The sequence below is a fragment of the Phenylobacterium sp. genome (genome assembly GCF_030645195.1).
GTDB lineage: Bacteria > Pseudomonadota > Alphaproteobacteria > Caulobacterales > Caulobacteraceae > Phenylobacterium.
Genome location: NZ_JAUSLW010000204.1, coordinates 42,973 through 65,214, shown reverse-complemented (window position 1 = coordinate 65,214; position 22,242 = coordinate 42,973). Strand labels below are relative to the sequence as shown.

Sequence of the window (22,242 nt, the reverse complement as noted above, 5' to 3'; positions counted from 1 at the left end):
AGCGCAAAACCCGGCTCAGCCCAAGACTTTCAGCGCAACAATGCCGCCGACCAGAACGGTCACGCCGATCACGGTGTACAGGGTCAGGCGCTTTTCGACCTCTTCGCGCACCGCCGGGCCGAAGTACTTCAGCAGGGTGGCGGTGAGGAAGAAGCGCGCTCCGCGGGTCACGACCGAAGCCCAGACGAAGGTGAAGAAGGAGAATTCAGCCAAGCCCGAGGCGATAGTCACCAGCTTGTAGGGAATGGGCGTCAGGCCCTTGATCAGGATCACCCACAGGCCCCACTGGTCGAACCAGGACTTGAAGGCGGCGTCGCCCTCGGGGTGGCCCATCAGGGCCAGCAGCCAGTGGCCCAGGTCTCCCAGGTGGTAGCCGATGAAGTAGCCCAGGCACCCGCCCAGGACCGACGACAGGGTGCAGAGCCCGGCATAGACAAAGGCGCGCTCGGGCCGCGCCAGGACCATGGGCGCCAGCATCACGTCGGGAGGGATCGGGAAGAACGAGCTCTCCGCGAAGGAGACGCCGCACAGCATGACGGGCGCGTGGCGCGACCCGGCCAGGTTCATGACCCAGTCGTACGTTTTGCGAAGCATGGTGATCCGAGGAGGCTGTTCACTCGTTTGCTATCAGCGCCAGACGCCCTTGTCTCCTGGGCGCGGTTCAGGCAAGTGGTTTCATATGATACTATCTCTCCGGGAAGGAGTGCGCAGATGAACGCCCAGGCCACCAGTCGTGACCTCTTCGACAATCCGCTCGGCACCGACGGCTTCGAGTTTGTCGAATTCACCGCCCCCGAGCCGGATCTGCTGAAGGGCCTGTTCGAGAAGATGGGCTTCACGGCGGTCTCCAGGCACCGCTCCAAGAGCGTCATCCGGATGCGCCAGGGGGACATCAACTTCCTGCTGAACATGGAGCCCAGCGGCCAGCCTGCGGACTTCCGCCAGATTCATGGCCCCTCGGCGAACGCCATGGCCTTCCGGGTCAAGGACGCGGCCAAGGCGATGGCGCTCGCCCTCGAGCGCGGCGCCAAGCAGGTGCTGGGGCCGGTCGGCCCCATGGAGCTGAACATCCCGGCCATCGAGGGGATCGGCGGCTCGAACCTCTACCTTGTGGACCGCTATGGCGCCCAGGAGATCTACGACGTCGACTTCGTGCCGATCCCGGGCGCTGCGGAGGCGGAGGCGACCAACAGTGTCGGCCTGACCTACCTCGACCACCTGACCCACAACGTGTTCCGCGGCAACATGGGCAAGTGGGCCGACTTCTACGAGCGCATCTTCAACTTCCGGGAGATCCGCTATTTCGACATCGAGGGCGCCCAGACCGGCCTGATCTCCAAGGCCATGACCAGCCCCTGCGGCAAGATCCGCATCCCGCTGAACGAGAGCCAGGACGACCACTCGCAGATCGAGGAGTTCCTCAAGGACTATCACGGCGAGGGCATCCAGCACGTGGCGCTCGGGACCGGCGACATCTACCAGGCGGTGGAGACCATGCGGGACCGGGAGGTCCGTTTCCAATCGGTGCCGGAGACCTACTACGAGCAACTCCCCGACCGGGTGAAGGGCCACGACGAGAACCTGCAGCGTCTGCGCGCCGATCAGATCCTGATGGACGGCGCCCCCACCGAGGGTCAGGGTCTGCTGCTGCAGATCTTCACCGAGAACATGATCGGGCCGATCTTCTTCGAGCTGATCCAGCGCAAGGGCAACGAGGGGTTCGGCGAGGGCAACTTCAAGGCGCTGTTTGAGTCCATTGAACTCGACCAGGTGCGCCGCGGCGTCCTGCCGGCCAAGGAGGGCTGATTGCCGCCGAAGTGGGCCATTGTCGTGCACGGCGGGGCAGGCGTGATCGAGCGCGCCCACCTCAAGCCTGAGCAGGAGGCGGCCTATCGCGCCGCCCTGACCAAGGTGACCGAGGCCGGCGCCCAGGTCTTGAAGGCGGGCGGCCTTGCCCTGGACGCCTGCGAGACCGCCGTCCGCCTGCTGGAGGACGATCCTCTGTTCAACGCTGGCCGGGGCGCGGTCTTCACCGCGGAGGGCCGCAACGAACTGGACGCCGCCATCATGGAGGGGCGCACGCTGAGGGCCGGCGCCGTGGCCGGCGTTACAAGAGCCCGGCACCCGATCACGCTGGCCCGCGCGGTCATGGAGCGCTCGCCCCATGTCATGCTGATCGGCAAGGGCGCCGACGACTTCGCCGCCGACCAGGGCGAGGAGTTGGTGGAGCCGTACCATTTCCATACCGCGCGCCGCTGGCGCAGCCTGACCAATTTCCTGAAGGCCGAGAAGCTGCCGATCCCGGAGGCGCCGGTCGGCGCGGACCGGCCTGATCCCGCCCAGGGATTGGCGCACGACGAGGGCAAGCATGGCACCGTGGGCGTTGTCGCCCTCGACATCCACGGCGACGTGGCCGCCGCCACCTCCACCGGCGGCACCACCGGCAAGCGCTGGGGGCGGGTGGGGGACAGCCCCCTGATCGGGGCGGGGACCTATGCGTCGAACGCCGGCTGCGCGGTGTCGGCCACCGGGACCGGCGAGTACTTCATCCGCCTGACCGTGGCGCGCGACATCTCGGCCCTTGTGGAGCTGAAGGGGCTAAGCCTGCAGGCCGCCGCCGACGAGGTGGTGCAGCACCGGCTGACCGCTCTGGGCGGCGACGGCGGCGTCATCGCTGTCGCGCCGGATGGTCAGATCGCCTGGAGCTTCAACACATCGGGCATGTACCGCGCCCAGGCGTCGGAGGGGCGTCCGATGGCGGTGGGCATCTACAAGGACGAATTCTGATGGCTCGAAACTGGATCCCGGTGCGCGGCGCCCAAGGTGTCCACTCCCGCCAGGCCCACGCCGATATGCCAGACGGCACCTATGAGCGGGAGATCTCCAAGGAGGGCTTCTTCGGCCCCGCCGCCTTCCTGCACCATCCGCGCCCCCCCACCGGCTGGACCAATTTCGAAGGGCCGCTGCGCCCCCGCGCCTTCGACCTCTCCCGCCTGAACGAGGCGCCGGGTTCGCCCTGGAGCGCGCCCGTCGTGCTGCACAACGCCGCCGTGGAGATGCGCTTCTGGAAGCTGGCCTCGCCCATGCCGGCGCTCGCCCGCAACGCCGATGGCGATCAGTTGCTGTTCGTGCACGAGGGCGCCGGCGACCTGTTCTGCGACTACGGCCGTATCGGCTACGCGGCCGGCGACTACGTCTATCTGCCGCGCGGGACCATGTGGCGGCTTGCGCCCAGCACGCCCACGACGGTGCTGATGATCCAGGCGACCAACACCCATTTCTCGTTGCCGGACAAGGGCATGCTGGGCGGGCACGCCCTGTTCGATCCCGCCATGCTGGACACGCCCGCCATGGACGAGGCCTTCCGCGCTCATCAGGCGGAACCCGGCGAATACCGCGTGGAGATCAAGAAGTGCGGCCAAGTCTCGGTGGTGACCTACCCCTACAATCCCATCGACGCGGTGGGCTGGCATGGGGATCTGGCGCCGGTGCGCCTGAACGTGAAGGATCTGCGGCCGGTGGTCAGCCATCGCTACCACCTGCCTCCCAGCGTCCACACCACCTTCGTCTCTGACCGCTTCGTGGTCTGCACCTTCGCGCCGCGGCCGTTCGAGACCGATCCGGGGGCCTTGAAGGTCCCGTTCTTCCACAACAACGACGATTTCGAGGAGGTGCTCTTCTACCACGCCGGCGACTTCTTCAGCCGCGACGGCATCGACGCCGGGATGATGACCTTTCATCCGTCGGGCTTCACCCATGGCCCGCACCCCATGGCGCTGAAGAACATGCTCAGCCCGCCCAAGCCCGCCACCGATGACTATGCCGTGATGATCGACACCCGCGACCCGTTGGAGGTTGGCGAGGCCGCCGCGACGGTTGAGAATGCCGCCTATGTCGACAGTTGGAAGACCGCCTAGGTGAAAGTCCCCCTCGACCGCAACAAGCGCAGCCTCGCCGCCGTCCCCATGGACGTGCGTATCTGAATGCCCAGCGTCGACCGCCAGCAGGATTTGGCGGACGCCGCCGAGGAAGAACTGGCAAGGGCCTGCGATCTGGGCTGGCGGGAGCTCTCCCAGGTCACCCCCTGGGGCGACACCTACGAAGGCTTTACTCCGGCCGGCCGTTCCGCCGAGTTTGAGCGCAACTACCTTTGGGTCGATGAGCCCAAGGGCGACATCTGCGTCGAGGTCGTCGTCTATCAGCCTCAAGCCTATGAGCGCGGGGTGCGCCTGACCCGCGTCATCCCGCACCGCAATTCAACGAAAACAGAAATGATGGGAGACCAGGAATGAAGCTCGCTTCACTCAAGTGGGGACGCGACGGACGTCTCGTGGTGGTGTCCAGCGATCTCGCCTGGTGCGTGGAGGCGACCAATATCGCCCCCACCCTGCAGGCGGCCCTCGACGACTGGGAGCGGTGCGAGCCGCTGCTGAGGGGGCTGGCCGAGAGCCTGGACCATGGCTCGATACCGCGGGTGCGCTTCCATGAGCACGACGCCGAGAGCCCCTTGCCGCGCGCCTACCAGTGGGCGGACGGCTCGGCCTATGTGAACCACGTGGAACTGGTGCGCAAAGCGCGCGGCGCCGAGATGCCCGCCAGCTTCTGGACCGAGCCCCTGATGTATCAGGGTGGCTCCGATGGCTTCCTGGCGCCCCGCGACCCCATCCCCTTGGCCGACGAGGCCTGGGGCTGCGACATGGAAGGCGAGATCGCGGTCATCACGGGCGACGTGCCTCAGGGCGCGAGCCGGGAGGAGGCGCTTGCCGCCGTCCGGCTGGTGATGCTGGCCAACGACGTGTCGCTACGAAACCTGATCCCCGACGAGCTGGCCAAGAACTTCGGCTTCTTCCAGTCCAAGCCGGCCTCGGCCTTCTCGCCTGTCGCGGTGACCCCCGACAGCCTTGGGGACGCCTGGAAGGACGGCCGGCTCTCCGGCGCCCTGGAGGTGGAGTTGAATGGCAAGCCGCTCGGGGAGGCCGACGCCGGGGTCGACATGACCTTCGACTTCGGAACCCTGATCGCGCACGCGGCCAAGACCCGCGCCCTCGGGGCCGGAACCATCATCGGCTCGGGCACCGTCTCGAATCGTGGCCCCGACGGCGGTCCAGGGAAATCTGTAGCCGATGGTGGTGTTGGCTATTCCTGCCTCGCAGAGTTGCGGACCGTCGAAACCCTTGCCCATGGCGCGCCCAGGACTCCCTTCCTCAAGGCGGGCGACCGGGTGCGGGTTGAAATGCGCGACGCGCGCCGCCACTCCATCTTCGGCGCCATCGAGCAGGAGGTCTTGGCCAGATGACCGTTCCGTCCCAGCCCACGGACACCGCCGCCCCGGCGGGCCTGAAGCTGGACGCCTATCTGCCCTATCGGTTGTCGGTGGCCTCCAACGCCGTCTCGGGCCTGATCGCCCGGGCCTATGAGGATCGCTTTGGCCTGACCATCCCGCAGTGGCGGCTGATCTGCGTCCTGGCGGAGGATGGCGGCCTGACCCAGGGGGCGATCGTGGCGCGCACCGGCATGGACAAGGTGACGGTGAGCCGGGCCGCCCAGGGGCTTTCCAAGCGCCGGCTGCTGGTGCGGTCCGAGCACCATGCCGACGGCCGCTCCCACGTCCTGGGGCTGACCCTGGAAGGGTTGCGGCTGCACGCGGAGATCGCGCCCCTGGCGCTGGCCTATGAGGCGGCCCTGATCGCGGGCCTGGCCCCCGACGAGGTGGCGCTGCTCAAGCGCCTGCTCAATCGCCTGCAGACGGCCGCGGTCGCCCTGGCGGGCGACGCGCCGCCCAAGGCTAGAGCGTGACAGCCTGAAGTGGATACCGGTTCAGGCGCCCGTCACGCTCTAAACCTAAGACGACGAGCCTGTTTGTCCGTTTCAGACTGAAACGGACAGGCTCTAGTGTGCCGTCTCCGGCATCCGTACGCCCCAACGGTGCGACCCCTCGCCGAAGCGCAGGGTGAAGCCGAGGCTCTCGCGTCGGGCCTCGTCGCGCCAGACCTCCTCGAAGCTGGTGATGACGCTAGCTTCGAGGTCCTCGGGGATATGACGGACGTCGTGGCCGGCGTCGCGGGCCATCTGCATGATGACCTCTCGCCGGTGCGCCTCGCCGCCGAAGAGCAGCAAGGTCTGGCGGATGCGCTCGGCCACGGCCTCGGCGCTGGTCTTAGGGCGCGGCTTCCGCCGCCGTTCGGTCTGGATCTTTTCCATGATCACGCCTCCCACCCAGGAGGTTGCGGCAGACCCGTTTATCGCTGCGTTAAAACTCACGCTTAACTTGTGTTTGCACAAATCTACCCGCCGCCGAGCGCGACCGTGACCTGGTAGACGATCAGGGCGGCGAGATAGGCCAGGGTGATCATGTAGCCGAACATGACCGCCGGCCACAGCCAGCTGTTGGTCTCGCGCTTCACCACCCCGAGCGTCGCCACGCACTGCGGGGCGAAGACGTACCAGGCCAGGAAGGACAGACCCGAGGCCAGGGACCACTGGGCCGCCAGGCGGGCCGAGAGGCCGCCGGTGGCGGCCTCTGCGTCGCCGACGGCGTAGACGGTGCCGAGCGCGGCCACCGCCACCTCGCGGGCCGCCATGCCCGGCACCAGGGCCACCGACATCTGCCAGTTGAAGCCGATGGGGGCCAGGGCCGGCTGGATGAAGTGGCCGATCATGCCGGCGAAGCTGTAGTCGATGGCCGGCTCGGTGGCGCCGGCCGGCGCATAGGGGAAGGTCGACAGGAACCAGACCAGGACCATCAGCGGCAGGATGATCCGACCCGCCCGGCTCATGAAGATCTGGCCCCGCATCAGCAGGTTGCGGGCGACATTGGTGGGGTCGGGCTTCTTGTAGGTCGGCAGCTCCATCATGAAGGGCTCGCTCATGCCCCGCCAGAAGAAGCGCCGCATGACGAAGGAGACCCCGAGCGCCGACAGGATGCCCGCCGCATAGAGGCCGAACATCACCAGGCCCTGCAGGCTGAAGATCCCGCCCACGGTCCGATGCGGGATCACCGCCCCGATGATCAGGGTGTAGACCGGGATGCGGGCCGAGCAGGTCATCAGGGGCGCCACCAGGATGGTGGTCAGCCGGTCGCGTTTGTTGTCGATCACCCGCGTCGACATGATCCCGGGGATGGCGCAGGCGAAGGAGGAGAGCAGGGGGATGAAGGCCCGTCCGTGCAGGCCCGCCCCGCCCATGATCTTGTCCATCAGGAAGGCGGCCCGGGCCATGTAGCCGGAGTCCTCCAGCATGATGATGAAGAAGAATAGGATCAGGATCTGCGGCAGGAAGACCAGCACGCTGCCGACGCCGGCGACGATCCCGTCGACGATCAGGCTGCGCAGCAGGCCCTCCGGCAGGACCTGGGCCACCAGGCCGCCAAGCCCGGTCATGGCCGCGTCTATCAGGTCCATCAGCGGCGTGGCGCCGGTGAACACCGCCTGGAACATCACCAGCAGCAGGCCCAGCAGGATCACCAGGCCCCAGACCGGATGCAGCAGGACGCTGTCGACCTTGCCGGTCAGGGTGTCGGGCCGTTCCGGCGGCCGCACATAGGCCTTCATCAGACGCTGGGCCTCGCGGTGGGCGTCGCGGATCTCGCCGGCGTCGGGCTCGCGCCAGGTCTGGGCGTCCAGGGTCGCGGCGGCCAGGGTGGTGGCGTCGATCTGGGCCACCAGCTCCTCGATGCCGCGCTTGCGGGTGGCCACGGTGGTGACGATGGGGGCGCCGATCTCGCGCGACAGGCCCTCCAGGTCGATGCGCAGGCCCTGGCGCTGGGCGATGTCGAACATGTTCAGCGCCAGCACCAGCGGGCGGCCCACCTTCTTCAGCTCCAGGATCAGCCGCAGCACCAGCCGCAGGTTGGTGGCGTCGGCCACGCAGACGATGACGTCGGGCGGGGTCTCCCCGGCCAGCTGGCCCAGGACGGCGTCGCGGGTCACCACCTCGTCGGGGCTGCGGGCGCGCAGGGAATAGGTGCCGGGCAGGTCCAGCACGTGAATGGTGCGGCCGGTCACGGTGGTGACCACGCCTTCCTTCCGCTCCACGGTGACCCCGGCATAGTTGGCCACCTTGGCGCGGCCGCCGGTCAGGGCGTTGAAGAGGGCGGTCTTGCCGGAATTGGGATTGCCGACCAGGGCGACCCGGGCCGGCGACAGGGCGGCCTGGCTCATGGGCGGTCCAGCAGGACGATGACCTCGCCCGCGTCGCGGCGGCGCAGGGCCACCCGCATGTCGTCCAGGCGCACGGCGATGGGATCGTGGCCGATGGCGCCCTCGTGGATCACCTCGATCCGCGCGCCCTCGACGAAGCCGAACTCCAGCAGCCGGCGCTGTAGCTCCTCGACATCGACCCCGTGGTCCTTGCCGTCGAGGTCGGCGCGCACGTCGACGATCACCCCGCGGTCGCCCACGGAGGCGTCGCTCAGGCGCACGGTGATCCCGACCTCGGGGGTCGCGTCGGCCATAGTCACCCGGTCCATCGACAGATTGTTCATGCGGACGCCCTCACTCGTTGCGAGTGATTATCATTCGGATATGATTACGTCGAGAGTGCGTTAGAATAGCCGCTTGCGGCGAAGAGTCCCGCCGCTACATTGCCCGCCGCTCCTGGGGCCCCAGTGGCGAAATGGTAGACGCGGCAGACTCAAAAGAGATTCAAAAACGCGTAGCCAATAAAAAAACCTTGCAAAATCAATCAAATTTAGCTATTTTGACCTGGAATTCGCTAGCGCACTGCTAGCACAAATGGGCGATTTAACACACTGATTGAGCCTGGCTATGGAGACGGCACGACATACAATTCTGGACAACGCGGTGCAGCTCTACATGCGCCCGAAAAGTCCGTTTTGGCAGTGCGCCTGTTCGGTGGGTGGCAAGCAGCTCCGCACATCGACCAAGGAGGAAAGTCTCGCGCGGGCTAAGGACGTGGCGCGTGATTGGTATCTGGGCCTCCTTGGGAAATACCAAGCGGGCGAGTTGAAAACCGGCACGACTTTTCGCAAGGCGTCGGAGTATTTCCTCAACGAATACGAGATCATCACCGAGGGCGAGCGCAACGCAGACTACGTCGCGAGCCATGGGATGCGTCTGCGCGTGCACCTGCTGCCGTTCTTTGGCGACAAGGTGGTGACGGAGATCACGCCGGGGCTGGTCCAGGAATACCGCGTCCACCGGATGACATCGCGGAAGGACCCGAAGACCTGCGAGCCGCTTCGCGATCCAAAGACGGGGGAGCCTCTGCGTGACCCCAAGACCAATCGAATTCTAAAGGATCACCGAACGGGCGTGGCGAAACGCCCGTCGCGAACGACCCTTCACCACGAAATCATCACCCTTCGCCATGTGCTCAAGGCTGCCAACCGACACGGTTGGCTTCCGTATCTCCCGGACCTTTCTGCTCCCTACAAAACGTCGGGAAAGATCAGTCATCGGGCCTGGTTCTCGCCGGAGGAGTACAAGGCCCTCTACGCAGCGACGCGCGAGCGCGCGAAGAACCCGATCAAGGAGCGGTGGCGGAAGGAGTGTGAAGACCTGCACGACTACGTGCTCTTCATGGTCAACACCGGCTTGCGGCCAGACGAGGCCGGAAGAATTGAATTTCGAGACGTCGCCATCGTTACCGATGAAGCGACGGGCGAACGCATCCTCGAAATCGAAGTCCGGGGTAAGCGCGGGGTCGGGTACTGCAAGAGCATGCCCGGTGCCGTGCTGCCATTTCAACGTGTCGTGAAACGCTACGCACTTCAGCCAAAGGACAGGGTGTTCGGCCTTCCCCAGCGCGAACTCATCAACAAGATCCTTGAAGACCTCGACCTGAAATTTGACCGCGAAGGCAACCGCCGCACCGCGTACAGCCTGCGGCACACCTACATTTCCATGCGCCTTATGGAAGGCGCTGACATCTATCAGGTTGCCAAAAACTGCCGAACAAGCGTTGAGATGATCGAGAAGTATTATGCCTCTCACATCAAGAATATGATCGACGCATCGGCAATCAATGTTCGACGGTCTGCGCCTTCGTTAAAGACTAAGTCTGCAACGCGACGGCCCACCAACTTGAATTCTTGAAATCGTCAATCAAACAGGTTGGCATCTGGAATCGGCCTCGCTATAAGGCACCGCGAGCCCCTGTGGTGGAATTGGTAGACGCGCCGCACTCAAAATGCGGTACCGCGAGGTGTGTCGGTTCGAGTCCGACCGGGGGCACCATTCCTTAGATCAGCCTGATATGACGCTGCCCAACTAGGGCCGCCGCGTGAATTTCGGCATGCCATGTGGGCCATCATTGGCCGCTTCCCACTCTGCAAGCAGCGCAACTTCCAAAGCGCTGCGTTGTAAGTGTTAGGGTGGGAGCTCACCGGACCCGCCTACGGCGGCCGCCTAATCGCCCAAACGAGCTTCGCAAGTGCCGCGAACAGGGTGGCCAGGGCTCCAATCAGGGTCGTGATGTCTGTGCATGTCATAAGTCCTCCATCTGATCCCGCGCGCTGAATGCGTGGCGGATGAGGAATTCCCGCCGGGCGCTGGACCGGTGCCGGAACAGGTCGCGCCAGCGCCGCTATGCGGGGCACAGCTGCACAAGCCATCGGTGCGGAAGCGAGCCGCCTTGCAGGTGCCGGACGGCCGGCGACACTCCCTCAGACGTTCGTATTTCTGTGAAGGGCTCAGCCTGGAGGCATGACCTGGGCGGATCACGCCGCTGATTCAGAGTGGCTGCCATTGTGGTGGTGCCTTCCTCGTAAGGTCTGGGCGCGGGGGCCTTGGGCTCTCGGCGCGGTGATAGTGGGTGGACCCCGCCTATCGGCTTGGTGGCGTTGGTCAACGGATCTCCAGCGATCCTTCGCAAGACCAACCACGGCTTCTGGATGTTGAGCGTTCTGGCGACGGCCCGGTGTCGATCAACCCTGTTCGCTTCCTTCGCGGCTCGCGCCGCTGCGTGCAGCTCCACACCCTTCGGGCGCGCTTCGCGCGGGGTGTGACCGTCGCCTCGATGGCCGTCGCCCCTGGCTCCCCATGAAGCCGCGGGATGGTCCCGCGGCGGAAATGAAGGAGACCATCATGACCAACACCACCACCAAACCTGTCGGCGCAAAACCGACCCACCGCCTCTACCGCGTCATCGGCGACGGCAAGGCCTCAAGCTGGACCCCCATCGGGGCGGCCTGGCCCAACAAGGACGGCGCAGGCTTCAACATCAACTGCGATGCCGTTCCGCTCCAGGGCCGCATCGTCATGCGCGCCATCACCGAGAAGGACGAGACGGTGGGAGGTCAGCAATGACCCCCGCCATCGCAACCCGAAACGCCATTCGCGATCTCAACGACGCGTTTCGCACATCCGGCTCATCGGCCAGAGGCCAGTGGATGCTGACCTGCGGCATCCAGGCCAAGGGGGCGGATTTCCTAAGCCTTGCAGTCAAGGCGGTGCGGGAGTTCGACGGCTTCACCGACGACAACGATCCGTATGGAGAGCACGATTTCGGCTCATTCAATCTCGCTGGTGAGACGCTGTTCTGGAAGATCGACTACTACGACCGCACCTTGTCGTTCGGGTCCGAAGACCCCGCCGATCCCGCCGTCACACGGCGCGTCATCACCATCATGCTGGCCTCGGAATACTGAGGCTGGCACCCCATGGCCTCCGGCTGGCGGCCCAGATGGGTCACCAGCCGGAGGCTCACCCACCTGGTCGTGACAGGCGGGTGAGCGGTGGTTTGGCGGCGTAAGCAGTTATGGTCAAGCCGGTTGCTTAAACAGTCGGACATATTAACGGAAAATTAGCAATTATTGCTGTAATATAGGTTCACAAACCCATCGATGTGAGTAATCTATAACGCGCAAAATTACAGATGAGCTTCTTCCATCGGGTCAGCGGACTCTTCCCGCTGACCCGGAGGCTAGCCTCCGCGCCGAACTTTCGGGGCAGATCGCGAATGCTCAGGCGGAGATTGAGACCCATCTTGCGGACCTTCGTCGGGTGGGTGATGGCGCGGGGCTTGCCGCTGCCGACAACCAACTCCAGGGTTTGAGCCGTCTTCAGCAGCGCATCGCTCAGGCCGGACCTGGCTCACTGGCTTCCATCCGCGCCGAGGTGACGGCCTATGTCGCGGCGGCTCAGGTTATCACCAATCAAGCCCTCGCATCCGCCGCTACGGCGCAGTCTGCCGAGGTCGCCCTGCATGCTGCCAGCGAAACGGCGCGGCGCGAGGTGACGTCGTTCGTCGATGACTTTTACGGCAAGAAGATCTTCGATCCTTACCTGCGCTTTGGTTCGGCCGAAGACGAAGAAGCCTACCGCAAGCGGGAGGCAGAACGCGAGCGCGCCATCAAGGAAGCGCTGGCGCTGGGCACGCCGGAAGGAACCCTACGCGCCGTGGAACTGTCCAAAGATCAGATGCGCGATGCGAAGGATCATGGGGCTGATCGCAGCGCGGAATACGCTCCTCGTTGGAATAGCCTCGAAACCTCTGAGCGCGAGCTGACGGCGGCTACGGCCACCACGAAGACCGCCAGCCGAAGTGATGCGCCGACGGTTGATCCGCTGGATGCGGTCGAGCCAACGGCTAACATCGCTCCAGACTTGATCGCTGCCTTCAAGCGGACCGGCGTCGTGGTCGCCGACCAATCCCAAGAAGGCCACGGCGTGGCCGTCCGGGATGCCAGCCCGCAGAAGCGCGGGCTCAGCTAGTTCACATCAATCCCAGCGCTTTGCAGTTGGCCACAATTTGCCGGAAATAGGCATCGTCACGAACCATCGCGGCTAGATGTTCGGCCTGGGCGGCGGCTGCGTCGCGCCCAACTTGCTGCTTGGAAAAGCCGAGGGCGGCTCCCAGCGCCTCCGCCACCCCGTAGGATTCGGCGGCCTTGCTCTCGTAATAGGCGGCCTTGGCGGTATCGCCCGCCCGCTCGCGCATCCCATGCGCTCGACCATTCGCTAGGAAGCACAGAAGCGCTGCGTCGTAGGGTGCGCGTCGGCTGGTCGGCGATGGTGATTGCGCGACGGCGCTTCCGGTAAACATCAGCGATGCGAATAGCACCGTGAGACCGTGACGAATATTCACCAGACGCCCCTGCGTTTACAATAAAATGAAGGGGAAATGTAACATTATGGGGGATTTTGTTGCCGTGAGGGCGGCGGATCGTCAGCATTACGCGCATGCGATACTGTTCTCACACATCAAGCCGAACTGCTTTCACAACGCTTGCTTTTCCCAGTGTTGGTCCGGGTTTGCGCCACGTTCCGTCTTGCAACCCTATCCCCCATACGGGTGCAGCATGAGCTACGGCGCTGCACCCGATGGCATGGCCGCGCTCTTCGACCGCGAAGGCGGGCGCAAGTATGTCTGCGGTGCGGAATGGGGGCGGTTCCTGGCCGTCGCCCGGCGTCGTGACGCTGCCTCAGACGCCTTCTGTCGGCTCCTGGCCTATACGGGCTGCCGCCTCAGCGAGGCGCTATCGCTCACGCCCGAGCGCCTCGATTCCGAGACAGGCCGCGTGATCTTCCGCACCCTCAAGCGCCGTCGGCGCGTGTTCCGCGCCGTGCCCGTGCCGCCGGAGCTGATGAAGGCGTTGCGCGCGCTGGCCCATGGCAAAGCGCCGGACGCGCCACTGTGGTCATGGTGCCGTCAGACCGGCTGGCGACGGGTCAAGTCCGTGATGGACGCTGCCGGCATCACCGGCCCGCAGGCCAGCCCGAAGGGCCTGCGCCATGGGTTCGGCATCGCCAATGCCGAGCAGAACGTGCCCGCCGCACTTACCCAGCGCTGGATGGGCCATGCACGTCTGGAAACCACGGCGATCTACCAACACGCTATCGGTCGCGAAGAGCGCGCCTTCGCCAAGCGACTATGGCGGCGTCACTGAGTCGGCGGTCAGGGCTTGTGATGGAGCGCTGGAAGGCGTCGCACCCGCCAGCGCGGCGCTCAGGACCTGCGCCTCCCCCGACCCATCGAGGGCGGATGTGGCAAGCCTGCCAAGCACGGACTCCAGGCTGAGCCGCACGCCGGTGTCGGCGGCGACAATGTCGGACAGCTGATCCAGAGGGTGCTTTGCGGTCAGGTCGCGCAGCGCTTGCGATGCGCCAAGGCGGATGTTGGCCATTCGAGACGGATCGCTCTCGTGAGCGAGCAGGTCGAGGAAGTCACCGACGGTGCCGAGTTTATGGATGAACTCGCCCCGGTCGAGAGACTGGCGGGCTTTGCTCGCGTCGCCCTCCACCTGCATCATCCGCTGTTCCCGCTCGCGTTGCTGGGCGAGCTGCGCCGCCGACCGCTGCTGCTCCTTCTGTCGCGCCGCGAGCGCCAAGTTGGACTCGACGCGCCAGCGCGCAAAATAGTGCGTCGCGACCAGAGCAAGCGGCGAGATCAACACCGCGGCCAAGACGCCGCCAGAGAAGGCGGACTCAATGGCCCCCTTGTTCCAGGCGCATTTTGCGCCGTTGATGAGGCCTTCGCAGTTCGTGAGCGTCGCCAGCGCCGCGCGCTTTGCGGCGTCGAGCGTCATCCACCGGTAGGCGATCCAGACGGTCGCCAGCACCAGGCCCCAGCCATTACGGATGCGGCGGTATTCCGCCTTGGAGTCCGCCATCATAGGTCGGCTCTCATGCGAGCTGGCGGCAACGCGAGCGGTCCCGCCAGGTCCGCGCCGAACCCGAGATCGACCCCGCCGATCAGGAGGATCACCTCGGTCATCTGCGCGTAGAGCAGATGCGCATCCGTGCGAATGCGGCCCAGCTCCATGTCGATGTCCTTGATGCGCTGGTTCAGCTCGATCCGCAGCAGCGGATCGGATGCGCCGAGTTGGGCATCCGAGAACCTGGCCTGCTGCGTCATGAAATGCCGCGCCTGCGCCGCATACTCGTCGAGGACCAGCTTGAACCCGTCCTTCACCGCATCCACGCGGCGGGTAATGAGTGCGTCGGTGATCTCGGTGAGTGCGCCGGCACGGAGTTCGAACATGGCCCGCTCGTGCTTCTGGCCATGGTGGCTCATCGCCACCTGGGCAGCGGTCGCAAGAGCACTCATGACCAGTTCCGTGTGAATGGCGGTGGTCATCGCGAAGCACCTTCACTCATCGGTCAACGCCGATGTCGTGCGACGGCGCACCAGGATCAGGTGCCGGATCACCGCGTTCGCACGGGGCCCATTGCTCTTCGAACGATGGGCTGGACGGCAGACGCCCCGGCGTCTCGTGGACCGACGGCCCGCTCCAGTCGCGGGCGAGATCCATGCCGCCGGGCGGCGCGGATCGTCGGCCAAACCAGCCTTCATCAACGAGCTTGCTGCGGATGTCCTGCACGGCATCGCGGAACTGCCCGAACAGGAAGTCAGCGATTCCAGAGCGATCAGCGGGATCGCGCATAGCCTGTCCTCTCCGAGGATTGCACCCTTGCAGGTAGTATTCAGTTGTAGGATGCAGGTTCCACTCTCTTATCCTCTCGGTTGAATTTCGGGGTGGGAGAGGGGCGATGAGCTATGTGAGCGATCTCGATACGCCGTTGCTGCGGCTATCGGCCCAGGACAACTTCACCCTCCGGGATGCATGCCAGGGCGTGCATGTGTTCGGCGGTATCGGGTCCGGGAAGACCTCCGGCTCGGGCAAGGCGCTGGCCTCCGCCTACCTGCGCGCCGGGATGGGCGGGCTGGTGCTCGCCGCCAAGCCCGACGAGGTCGAGCAGTGGGTGCGCTACGCCCACGAGAATGGCCGGGCCAACTCGGTCATCCTGTTCGGCGAGCGCGGCGGTGGGTTCAACTTCATCACTTATGAACTGGCCCGCCAGGGCATCGACGGCATGGGCAGTGTCGTTGAATGCCTCATGCGCATTCTCGATGCCGCGCGGCTCACCAACCCCAACGCCGGACGCGGCGGCGAGGCTTTCTGGGAAGACGCCACCCGGCAGGTGCTGCGCAACACCATCCCGATCCTGTTCGCGGCCACCGGTGCGGTGCAGATCCCCGACATCATCCGCTTCGTGGCCAGCGCACCCAACGGGCTCGACCAGCTCCGCGATCCGCAGTGGCAGGAACATTCGTTCATGTTCCACATGCTGGCGACGGCGCGTCGCCAGCCGGTCCACGACCTCTACCCCGGCGACTTCGACAAGATCGCCGGCTACTGGCGCGACGAATACGGCCAGCTCGACAACAAGACCCGCAGCAACATCGCGATCTCGCTCTCCACCGCGCTCGACCGCTTCAATCGCGGACGACTGAACCGGGCCTTCTGCACCGAGACGACACTGGTGCCCGAGCTGACCTTCCATGGCGCGATCATCATCATGGATATGTCGGCCCTGACCTGGAATGAGGACGGCATCATCGCCCAGCAGCTGTTCAAATATATGTGGCAGCGCGCCGTGCTGGCGAGGAATGGGCTTGAGGCCCGCCATCGGGATCGGCCCGTGTTCCTGTGGGCCGATGAGAGCCAGTATTTTGTGAATGCGTTCGACACCGACTTCCAGTCAGCCTGCCGGTCGGCGCGGGCCTGCACGGTGTTTCTCACCCAGTCCCTGCCGACCTACTACGCCAAGATGGGCGGCGAGCAGGCCAAGCACAAAGCCGACATGCTGCTCGCCAACTTCGTCACCAAGATCTTCCACAATTCGGCCGATCCGGAGACCAACCGCTGGGCCGCCGACACGATCGGCCGCTGCATCCAGCGGCGCGGCAGCTATAGCGAGGGCGGCAGCTCCGGCAACTCCATGGGCATGAGCGCCGGTGAGAACAGCAACTGGGGAACCAATTCCTCCTACGGCGGCTCGTCGGACGGCAAGGGCAACGGTTCCTCGTCCTGGAGTTCCGGCAGCAACCGCGGCGGTGGCGACAATTGGGGCCGCAATCGCGGCCTCAACACCAGTGACAGTTTCAGCGGCGGCTACAGCGAGGTCATGGATTACGAGATCGAGCCGGCGGACTTTGCCCGCCACCTCAAGACCGGCGGCCCGGCCAACGGCGGCGAAGTCACCGGCGTCTGGTTCCAGGCCGGCAAGTCCTTCGCCGATAGCGCCCGCAATTACCTGCATGTGCGGTTCCAGCAATGAGGCCCCCCGGCATCATCACGCGCCTCGTCGGCAACGGCCTCGTCATGGCGCTCCTCGGCGTTGGCGTGATCGTGTTTGGCGTCCAGTTCTTCACCACGGGCGAAGGGGGAATTCCAGCCCTCGCTTGCCTCGGGGTTGGCATCCTCAGCAAGCGCGCCAACGACCAGTTGCGGAGCTATCAGCTCTGGAAAATGGAGTGGGAGGCAATGGGCGGTGAAGCCCCCAAGGGCTTCTCCCTGCCGCACATCCCCGGCGCGCGCTATGTCCTGGGGGGCATTGTCTGGCTGTTCTTCGCGCAAGGTGCACTCGCCCTCGGCAAAGCGCCTGGCAATGAGTTGGTGATCGCCCTGTTCTGGCTGGGGAGCGCCATCATGGCGGGGGTCATCCTGTTCCGGGTGTTTCGGCGTTTTGGGGCGCTCATCGCCAAAGGCGCGAAAGGGAAGCGTGTCACGGTCGGCGTATGCCTTCCGGCTCCGCGTCAGTCACCGGCGCTGCAGGAAGCCTACAGCGCTCTCCCGGAGTATTGCTGGGGACTGTTTCGGCAGCCTGCGGCTGTAGCTCAGTGGTAAAGCACGTCATTGGTAATGACGGGGTCGGAAGTTCGATTCTTCTCAGCAGCACCAGTTTTTCTGCGGGTTTCTTAGCCGAGGGTCAAAGTTTGTCCGGGCCCGATTTGAGAAAAGTACGGTATAGGTATGGTTTTCTAAAATACGTTACGGAAAATCAACGCGCAACTTGTGCTGCTACTACTTAAGAGGTACTCAGCACTCTGCGTGTCGCTGCTTGCGCATGCGTTCATTGTGGTTTTCCAAGTGGCAACCTTGCCTGTCGCCGGCTTGCCGTCATCCATCTTTGTATCGATGTTCCACGCATCTGCTGCAGGCATAATTCCGGCAGAAGAAAAATGACCATTATTACCAATAAATAGATGCGTACCCCCGAGAGGATCAAACATCTGGGAGGTCACGTTATAGGTGAAGGCCGACCATCCCCCTTTGGGAAATTTAGAGGCAGGTACATTGACACCCGCTGCCGTGCGGTACCAATCGTTGCAAGTCGGGCAATAGCTTGCTGGGGCGGCGAGGCCGGTGTAGGTGCCCTCGACCAAACCTGCAGCCGAGAGTTGGCGCCAAAACTGGTGCATTTCGCCCGGTTCTTCTAACCCTGGAGATTGCGCAAGCAGGCCGTTGCCATTTCCATCGCAGACACCATCAGTAGTGGCTGACGCTACCCCGCTATTGCTTACGCAGTTTGTATTGGTAGTTTGCCGACCCCAAAAACGTGTCGCATCACGAAAATCTCCAGGTAAGCCGAAATACTTGTCGCGGAAAGAATAGGTCGCGGACACATATCGATTATATTCCGTAGTAACCGCCCGCAACTCACTCGCCCGGATCAGCGATTTTCCCGCCAGCACACCGCCGGTCAAAAGTCCGAGGATGACGAGGACGATAGAGAGCTCAACTAAGCTAAAGCCATTTTTCATATAGCTTTAGTGTATTGTGTAGGTGCCATTTATTCAACAAGCACGTTCAATATATTCATCTTTTACGACTGAATATTACTAAGTGCGGCCATTCAGTGCTTCCGGCCGCACCACCTCAATCCGCTCAATGATCGGCTCGCCAGACGGTGGAGCCGGCCAGACACGCGGATTGTGCCCCGCCAGCTCGTCGGTCACCAGTGTTGCAGGGGGGGGCTACAATGCCCTCCCGGAATATTGCTCGCCGCTGTTCCGGCGACGTTAGAACAAACCCCAAGACAAGAATGCCCCGCTCGCAAGAGCGGGGCATTCAATGACACTGGCGCATGGACATCTGCGGTCATTCACCGGGGAGTCATGCCTCTCATGAAGGGCGATGGCCCGACGGCAGAAAGAGACGGATGATCCCTCTAATCATCTGTTCGACAGTCGCACTGGCGTCTGACGTGAGGAATACGCGCGCGGCAGATCGCCCGATGATGTAGGTTACAAAGCCGTTGGTGCCAGCGTTGCAGATCATCGCCGGAATGGTTCCAACGCCCGTGTAGGCAAGCCAATTGTTGGCGACCTTGATGCCCATGGCCATTCCACCAATTCCCACGATCACGCCGGCAGCGACTTTGAGCGCCGCGTCTCGGCTCATTGCATTTCCCGCCTGACGGGCGAGTGTTACGAACATCGTCGCCCACGCCGCGACAATGACCGCGACGTCAGCGTGCGCTTGGAAGGCTCCGAAGAGTCCAACGAAGCCAAGGCCGAGCGCGGCCAAGATGACAGTGTTGTGCATTTCCGACGGGATAGGCGCACGCCATCCGTCGGCGTTTCCGCCGTTACTCATCTTCCAGTCCCTTGATTGCCCGCAACACCCATTGCTCGCGCGGCAAGGGAAACATGCGCTAAGCCTTACAGTCGGTCAACCACGTTCGTACTAATTAGGTATCACCTCTCGGGGGAGGCCTTGCCCCTTCTGGCGCGGCGACTCATGGCCATCCCCAAGCGGGCAAGATCCCGAGGCGCGGAGGGCATTGCCGCCAAGCCGTCTTGCTCCACTCGGTCAACCCATCGATCATTTTGCTCGCGCAAGGTTGGCAGATCCAGGTCGTCAGGCATCGAGTGCCTCTTCAGCCAGTTCGCGAGCGCCTCGTAGAGCTTCGGATCAAGACGACGTATGTCGGCGCGGGTCAGGCCTTCGCCGAGCCAAGGATCGTAGTGGCGCTTGATGAAGCTCGGCGGCGTCTCGCCGGCCAGCTTGTCACTAGCCCAACTAGCGGGAGCTGCGGTCGGCGGCTCCGGGCGCGCCTCTTGATTGGCCACTCTCGGGTTTAGCTCAGGAAACAGCGAAACTACGTGCCGGGAAATGGGCTGCCCCGGATGGCGCTGCGCGTGCGCATCTAGCCAAGCGAGCTTCTGCTCCAGACTGGCATTAGGGTCAAATGTATACTCTTCTTCTATAACAACTCTATTGTTTATAAAATATATCCGGCTTACCGACTCGGCAATATTAATAAGCTGCCTTATTGTATCAGCAATCTCATCTTCCGCAACAATATCATTGCTGGATGTATAACTTACATATTTCTCCAGGGTATTAAAATACCCTTGAATCGCGCCCCTTATATTTAAATGTCGAATACGCTCATTGGTGTCAAATGGATCTACCCGGTAAATATACTTGAAGTAATTATAGAATGCGCGATTGAGGTATTTCGCCGTTTCAAGGTCGATCAGTCGCTTGGAGCGAAGCCTTCGTATCACGTAGGCCCAAGTGCCGACGCGGCCAAAATCTTGCGTCAACGCGGACGGGCGCGCCGAAATGATTCCTTGGGCTGCATCGGGCATGGCCACATCATTTACTGGTGAGCATAGCGCCCACGATCGAGACGGGGGGTAATTGCATAGTGCGAAGCAAAGGATTTGTCATCGGGAACTTTGGGACTGAATGTCCCCGTTTCTCGCTACGGGGTAGTCTGCAAAAGACCGCTGCAAGCCACCTCCACAACCCTCACCAATAGGTCTGTTACCTTGTCCGAATGGGTGCTTCCACGGGCCGCAAGATTTCGATCCGCTCGACAATTGGCTCGCCGACTGGCGGAGCGGGCCAAACACGCGGGTTCCATTGCTGAATGAAGGTCACGATCTGACGGCCCAACTTCTCACGGAGCTCCCGCAGGCCCTTGCCGTCGATCACCACGATGCAGTCGGGCAGGAAGAGGCGGAGCTGCTCTTCACCCACAAAACGCGTGTGCATCAGAAACCGGTAGGGGAAGGAAATGCCCTCGGCGGTCTCCGTGCCGGCCACCCAACTGCGCACCTCGCAATGCTCGCCGACGTTGCCGGTCGGCAGGAACCCATAAGGCTTGTAGGGCCCCGATCCGGCGACACCCTCCTTGGGCATGCCATCGGGCAAGCCCTGCTCGCGGGCGAGGCGGTCGGTGAATGACGGGCGAGGCGTCGGCCGCGCCCCAAACACTTTGTCAAAGTCATCGGTCATGCGGCACCTCCGGGATGTCAGGTTGTTTGCGGAATGACGCCGCGAACCCCTCGGCCATGTCGGCCAGGCGCAGCACAAATTCGGCGAGCTTCACGGGGTCGCGGCGCTTGTAGTGCTCGACCTCCTCGTAGAGGTCGGCGCGATGCTTGATCGCCACCCACTGGGTGATGCGCTCCTTCAGGTATCCGTAGGCCTTCTCGATATGGCGGGCGATGCCGAGACTGATCTGCGGCGCGCGGAAGATCCCCTGCTTCTCCAGTGTCCGGTGATCGATCCGCGCCTCGGAGCCCACCGCCGCCAGGGCGCGGTTCGCATAGGCCGCCCATTCGGCACGCCAGACATTCACGTTGCGCAGCGCCTCGGCAGCTTCCAGCGCCGCCTTGTCGGAATCGAGCCCGGTGTTGTTGAACCGCTTACGCGCCTCGGCCACGAAGCGCGCAATGTCCTCGCGCTCGTTCCAGTCGCGCTCCTTGGTGGCGGAGAACCCGGTCGGCGACGCGGGGTCGAGCCGCCGCAGGGTCAGCAGCACATGCGCGTGGGGCTGCTCGCGGCCATCGGCGGCGTCGGGCACATGCACCGAGATGTCGGCCACCATGCCCTTGCTGACGAACTCCTCGGCGACGAACCGCCGGACCAGGTCGATCCTCTGCTCCGGTGTCAGCTCACGCGGCAAGGTCAGTTCGACCTCGCGGCAGAGCTGGGCGTCGAGGCGCTTCTCGCAGCGCTCAACGACGTTCCACAGCGTCTGCCGGTCCGACATCCATGCCGGCGCATCCGCGCTCGGCAGCATGATCTCGGTGTAGACGACATCGGGCTTGTCGAAGCTGAACCACTTGCCCTGGGAATCGTCGTAAAGGCGTTGGCCGGATCGGTACGCGGCGGCAGCGACCGCGGAGCGACGGGTAGCCCCGCCCGCCCGGGCAGCGCGCCCAAGGGAACGGGAATGCACCTTGAGTCTGAGGTGGTAGACCGCCAAACCCGACCGTCCTTTCGCCAGCCAAGACGTGAACCAAGACAGAAGAAAAGCGAGATGTGTGCACTTATACATCGCCAGCGATGTGCCCACGAAGTTGTTCACGCAAAGGTTGAGTATGTGGGGCTATTTACTCAACCGTTGAGTCTTGGCGGCAACAGTACGGCCGAGCCGGTCGGGGGCTAACACGCCGCCCCCACACCCCCGCGATCCACCGCTTAGGCTCCGCTACCAGCGGCAGAACGGGACCAGTCCCGAACCCTGGTCAGGG

General features: G+C 63.9%; 26 protein-coding genes and 2 tRNA genes. 15 read left to right on the top strand and 13 right to left on the bottom strand.

The features are described from left to right. Positions 1-15: 15 nt before the first annotated feature. On the bottom strand, positions 16-594 hold the full coding sequence (locus tag Q7T09_RS18825; protein ID WP_304701735.1) for a YqaA family protein: 579 nt from the start codon (positions 592-594) through the stop codon (positions 16-18). A 117-nt stretch (positions 595-711) separates the two neighbouring features. On the opposite strand from Q7T09_RS18825, the gene hppD reads away from it, so the two are divergent. The 6 genes from hppD (at position 712) to Q7T09_RS18795 (ending at position 5,796) form a co-directional block, all read left to right on the top strand. After that, a complete protein-coding gene (gene hppD, locus Q7T09_RS18820; RefSeq protein ID WP_304701734.1) occupies positions 712-1,806 on the top strand; it encodes a 4-hydroxyphenylpyruvate dioxygenase in 1,095 nt (364 codons plus the stop codon). Continuing rightward, entirely contained in the window at positions 1,807-2,787 is a 981-nt protein-coding gene (locus tag Q7T09_RS18815; RefSeq protein WP_304701733.1) for an isoaspartyl peptidase/L-asparaginase family protein, read from the top strand. Next, positions 2,787-3,917: a homogentisate 1,2-dioxygenase gene (locus tag Q7T09_RS18810; protein WP_304701732.1), complete on the top strand. Its 1,131-nt coding sequence runs from the start codon at positions 2,787-2,789 to the stop codon at positions 3,915-3,917. The genes Q7T09_RS18815 and Q7T09_RS18810 overlap by 1 nt, the downstream gene beginning before the upstream one ends. 66 nt (positions 3,918-3,983) lie before the next feature. Further along, the gene (locus Q7T09_RS18805; RefSeq protein WP_304701731.1) at positions 3,984-4,292 is read left to right on the top strand and encodes a hypothetical protein; all 309 of its coding nucleotides are present in this window, start codon (positions 3,984-3,986) and stop codon (positions 4,290-4,292) included. After that, positions 4,289-5,296, top strand: a complete 1,008-nt coding sequence (locus Q7T09_RS18800) for a fumarylacetoacetate hydrolase family protein (RefSeq protein WP_304701730.1) — start codon at positions 4,289-4,291, stop codon at positions 5,294-5,296. The genes Q7T09_RS18805 and Q7T09_RS18800 overlap by 4 nt, the downstream gene beginning before the upstream one ends. Continuing rightward, positions 5,293-5,796 carry a MarR family winged helix-turn-helix transcriptional regulator gene (locus Q7T09_RS18795; RefSeq protein ID WP_304701729.1) on the top strand — a complete coding sequence of 168 codons (504 nt, stop codon included), beginning with the start codon at positions 5,293-5,295 and terminating at the stop codon, positions 5,794-5,796. Before Q7T09_RS18800 ends, Q7T09_RS18795 begins: the two co-directional genes overlap by 4 nt. Positions 5,797-5,889: 93 nt before the next feature. Here the strand turns inward: Q7T09_RS18795 and Q7T09_RS18790 are convergent, their stop codons facing one another. From Q7T09_RS18790 to Q7T09_RS18780, 3 genes are all read right to left on the bottom strand, one after another. Beyond that, positions 5,890-6,201, bottom strand: coding sequence for a hypothetical protein (locus Q7T09_RS18790; RefSeq protein WP_304701728.1), 312 nt, complete (start codon positions 6,199-6,201; stop codon positions 5,890-5,892). 83 nt (positions 6,202-6,284) lie between these two features. Further along, positions 6,285-8,159 (bottom strand): ferrous iron transporter B, encoded by a 1,875-nt coding sequence (locus tag Q7T09_RS18785; protein ID WP_304701727.1) that lies wholly within the window; start codon positions 8,157-8,159, stop codon positions 6,285-6,287. Beyond that, positions 8,156-8,482 carry a ferrous iron transport protein A gene (locus tag Q7T09_RS18780; protein WP_370689290.1) on the bottom strand — a complete coding sequence of 109 codons (327 nt, stop codon included), beginning with the start codon at positions 8,480-8,482 and terminating at the stop codon, positions 8,156-8,158. Before Q7T09_RS18780 ends, Q7T09_RS18785 begins: the two co-directional genes overlap by 4 nt. A 319-nt stretch (positions 8,483-8,801) precedes the next feature. Between Q7T09_RS18780 and Q7T09_RS18775 the strand changes: the two genes are divergently transcribed. The 5 genes from Q7T09_RS18775 (at position 8,802) to Q7T09_RS18755 (ending at position 12,674) form a co-directional block, all read left to right on the top strand. Beyond that, positions 8,802-10,055, top strand: coding sequence for a site-specific integrase (locus Q7T09_RS18775; RefSeq protein WP_304701726.1), 1,254 nt, complete (start codon positions 8,802-8,804; stop codon positions 10,053-10,055). A gap of 56 nt (positions 10,056-10,111) precedes the next feature. Beyond that, a tRNA-Leu gene (locus tag Q7T09_RS18770) sits at positions 10,112-10,196 on the top strand. Positions 10,197-11,045: 849 nt separating this feature from the next. Continuing rightward, the gene (locus Q7T09_RS18765; RefSeq protein WP_304701725.1) at positions 11,046-11,267 is read left to right on the top strand and encodes a hypothetical protein; all 222 of its coding nucleotides are present in this window, start codon (positions 11,046-11,048) and stop codon (positions 11,265-11,267) included. After that, entirely contained in the window at positions 11,264-11,608 is a 345-nt protein-coding gene (locus Q7T09_RS18760) for a DUF3768 domain-containing protein (RefSeq protein ID WP_304701724.1), read from the top strand. Before Q7T09_RS18765 ends, Q7T09_RS18760 begins: the two co-directional genes overlap by 4 nt. Before the next feature lie 355 nt (positions 11,609-11,963). Beyond that, complete coding sequence (locus Q7T09_RS18755) at positions 11,964-12,674, top strand: hypothetical protein (protein WP_304701723.1); 711 nt, start codon at positions 11,964-11,966, stop codon at positions 12,672-12,674. A 1-nt stretch (position 12,675) separates the two neighbouring features. Here the strand turns inward: Q7T09_RS18755 and Q7T09_RS18750 are convergent, their stop codons facing one another. Next, positions 12,676-13,047, bottom strand: a complete 372-nt coding sequence (locus tag Q7T09_RS18750; RefSeq protein ID WP_304701722.1) for a hypothetical protein — start codon at positions 13,045-13,047, stop codon at positions 12,676-12,678. A gap of 214 nt (positions 13,048-13,261) precedes the next feature. Between Q7T09_RS18750 and Q7T09_RS18745 the strand changes: the two genes are divergently transcribed. Beyond that, positions 13,262-13,849: a tyrosine-type recombinase/integrase gene (locus Q7T09_RS18745; RefSeq protein WP_304701721.1), complete on the top strand. Its 588-nt coding sequence runs from the start codon at positions 13,262-13,264 to the stop codon at positions 13,847-13,849. Here the strand turns inward: Q7T09_RS18745 and Q7T09_RS18740 are convergent. From Q7T09_RS18740 to Q7T09_RS18730, 3 genes are read right to left on the bottom strand one after another with little or no spacing between them, the layout of a single operon-like run. Continuing rightward, positions 13,832-14,572, bottom strand: coding sequence for a hypothetical protein (locus Q7T09_RS18740; protein WP_304701720.1), 741 nt, complete (start codon positions 14,570-14,572; stop codon positions 13,832-13,834). The two genes, Q7T09_RS18745 and Q7T09_RS18740, sit on opposite strands and share 18 nt — an antisense overlap. Continuing rightward, positions 14,572-15,039: a hypothetical protein gene (locus Q7T09_RS18735; RefSeq protein ID WP_304701719.1), complete on the bottom strand. Its 468-nt coding sequence runs from the start codon at positions 15,037-15,039 to the stop codon at positions 14,572-14,574. The genes Q7T09_RS18740 and Q7T09_RS18735 overlap by 1 nt, the downstream gene beginning before the upstream one ends. A gap of 16 nt (positions 15,040-15,055) precedes the next feature. Then, on the bottom strand, positions 15,056-15,346 hold the full coding sequence (locus Q7T09_RS18730) for a hypothetical protein (protein ID WP_304701718.1): 291 nt from the start codon (positions 15,344-15,346) through the stop codon (positions 15,056-15,058). A 106-nt stretch (positions 15,347-15,452) separates the two neighbouring features. Here Q7T09_RS18730 and Q7T09_RS18725 point away from each other — a divergent pair, with 106 nt between their 5' ends. The 3 genes from Q7T09_RS18725 to Q7T09_RS18715 all read left to right on the top strand — a co-directional run bounded on the left by Q7T09_RS18725 (position 15,453) and on the right by Q7T09_RS18715 (position 17,647). Further along, complete coding sequence (locus Q7T09_RS18725; protein ID WP_304701717.1) at positions 15,453-17,024, top strand: type IV secretory system conjugative DNA transfer family protein; 1,572 nt, start codon at positions 15,453-15,455, stop codon at positions 17,022-17,024. Further along, positions 17,021-17,593: a hypothetical protein gene (locus tag Q7T09_RS18720; RefSeq protein WP_304701716.1), complete on the top strand. Its 573-nt coding sequence runs from the start codon at positions 17,021-17,023 to the stop codon at positions 17,591-17,593. The genes Q7T09_RS18725 and Q7T09_RS18720 overlap by 4 nt, the downstream gene beginning before the upstream one ends. Then, positions 17,573-17,647, top strand: a tRNA-Thr gene (locus Q7T09_RS18715). Before Q7T09_RS18720 ends, Q7T09_RS18715 begins: the two co-directional genes overlap by 21 nt. Before the next feature lie 80 nt (positions 17,648-17,727). Here Q7T09_RS18715 and Q7T09_RS18710 read toward each other — a convergent pair. From Q7T09_RS18710 to mobQ, 5 genes are all read right to left on the bottom strand, one after another. Further along, complete coding sequence (locus tag Q7T09_RS18710; RefSeq protein ID WP_304701715.1) at positions 17,728-18,510, bottom strand: type II secretion system protein; 783 nt, start codon at positions 18,508-18,510, stop codon at positions 17,728-17,730. A gap of 361 nt (positions 18,511-18,871) precedes the next feature. Beyond that, a complete protein-coding gene (locus Q7T09_RS18705; protein ID WP_304701714.1) occupies positions 18,872-19,345 on the bottom strand; it encodes a DUF697 domain-containing protein in 474 nt (157 codons plus the stop codon). A gap of 101 nt (positions 19,346-19,446) precedes the next feature. Continuing rightward, entirely contained in the window at positions 19,447-20,346 is a 900-nt protein-coding gene (locus Q7T09_RS18700; RefSeq protein WP_304701713.1) for a hypothetical protein, read from the bottom strand. A 178-nt stretch (positions 20,347-20,524) separates the two neighbouring features. Continuing rightward, the gene (locus tag Q7T09_RS18695; RefSeq protein WP_304701712.1) at positions 20,525-20,998 is read right to left on the bottom strand and encodes a hypothetical protein; all 474 of its coding nucleotides are present in this window, start codon (positions 20,996-20,998) and stop codon (positions 20,525-20,527) included. Next, a complete protein-coding gene (gene mobQ, locus Q7T09_RS18690) occupies positions 20,988-21,974 on the bottom strand; it encodes a MobQ family relaxase (RefSeq protein ID WP_304701711.1) in 987 nt (328 codons plus the stop codon). Before mobQ ends, Q7T09_RS18695 begins: the two co-directional genes overlap by 11 nt. Between the last annotated feature and the right edge of the window lie 268 nt (positions 21,975-22,242).

Bases quoted from the DNA above. Each gene is read 5' to 3' on its own strand.
- Q7T09_RS18795 (WP_304701729.1), top strand. From the start codon at position 5,293: ATGACCGTTCCGTCCCAGCCCACGGACACCGCCGCCCCGGCGGGCCTG.
- Q7T09_RS18720 (WP_304701716.1), top strand. From the start codon at position 17,021: ATGAGGCCCCCCGGCATCATCACGCGCCTCGTCGGCAACGGCCTCGTC.
- Q7T09_RS18740 (WP_304701720.1), bottom strand. From the start codon at position 14,572: ATGGCGGACTCCAAGGCGGAATACCGCCGCATCCGTAATGGCTGGGGC.
- Q7T09_RS18805 (WP_304701731.1), top strand. From the start codon at position 3,984: ATGCCCAGCGTCGACCGCCAGCAGGATTTGGCGGACGCCGCCGAGGAA.
- Q7T09_RS18785 (WP_304701727.1), bottom strand. From the start codon at position 8,159: ATGAGCCAGGCCGCCCTGTCGCCGGCCCGGGTCGCCCTGGTCGGCAAT.
- Q7T09_RS18765 (WP_304701725.1), top strand. From the start codon at position 11,046: ATGACCAACACCACCACCAAACCTGTCGGCGCAAAACCGACCCACCGC.
- Q7T09_RS18825 (WP_304701735.1), bottom strand. From the start codon at position 594: ATGCTTCGCAAAACGTACGACTGGGTCATGAACCTGGCCGGGTCGCGC.
- Q7T09_RS18760 (WP_304701724.1), top strand. From the start codon at position 11,264: ATGACCCCCGCCATCGCAACCCGAAACGCCATTCGCGATCTCAACGAC.
- hppD (WP_304701734.1), top strand. From the start codon at position 712: ATGAACGCCCAGGCCACCAGTCGTGACCTCTTCGACAATCCGCTCGGC.
- Q7T09_RS18790 (WP_304701728.1), bottom strand. From the start codon at position 6,201: ATGGAAAAGATCCAGACCGAACGGCGGCGGAAGCCGCGCCCTAAGACC.
- Q7T09_RS18710 (WP_304701715.1), bottom strand. From the start codon at position 18,510: ATGAAAAATGGCTTTAGCTTAGTTGAGCTCTCTATCGTCCTCGTCATC.
- Q7T09_RS18695 (WP_304701712.1), bottom strand. From the start codon at position 20,998: ATGACCGATGACTTTGACAAAGTGTTTGGGGCGCGGCCGACGCCTCGC.
- Q7T09_RS18725 (WP_304701717.1), top strand. From the start codon at position 15,453: ATGAGCTATGTGAGCGATCTCGATACGCCGTTGCTGCGGCTATCGGCC.
- Q7T09_RS18700 (WP_304701713.1), bottom strand. From the start codon at position 20,346: ATGCCCGATGCAGCCCAAGGAATCATTTCGGCGCGCCCGTCCGCGTTG.
- Q7T09_RS18745 (WP_304701721.1), top strand. From the start codon at position 13,262: ATGAGCTACGGCGCTGCACCCGATGGCATGGCCGCGCTCTTCGACCGC.
- Q7T09_RS18810 (WP_304701732.1), top strand. From the start codon at position 2,787: ATGGCTCGAAACTGGATCCCGGTGCGCGGCGCCCAAGGTGTCCACTCC.
- Q7T09_RS18780 (WP_370689290.1), bottom strand. From the start codon at position 8,482: ATGAACAATCTGTCGATGGACCGGGTGACTATGGCCGACGCGACCCCC.
- Q7T09_RS18730 (WP_304701718.1), bottom strand. From the start codon at position 15,346: ATGCGCGATCCCGCTGATCGCTCTGGAATCGCTGACTTCCTGTTCGGG.
- Q7T09_RS18800 (WP_304701730.1), top strand. From the start codon at position 4,289: ATGAAGCTCGCTTCACTCAAGTGGGGACGCGACGGACGTCTCGTGGTG.
- Q7T09_RS18705 (WP_304701714.1), bottom strand. From the start codon at position 19,345: ATGAGTAACGGCGGAAACGCCGACGGATGGCGTGCGCCTATCCCGTCG.
- Q7T09_RS18735 (WP_304701719.1), bottom strand. From the start codon at position 15,039: ATGACCACCGCCATTCACACGGAACTGGTCATGAGTGCTCTTGCGACC.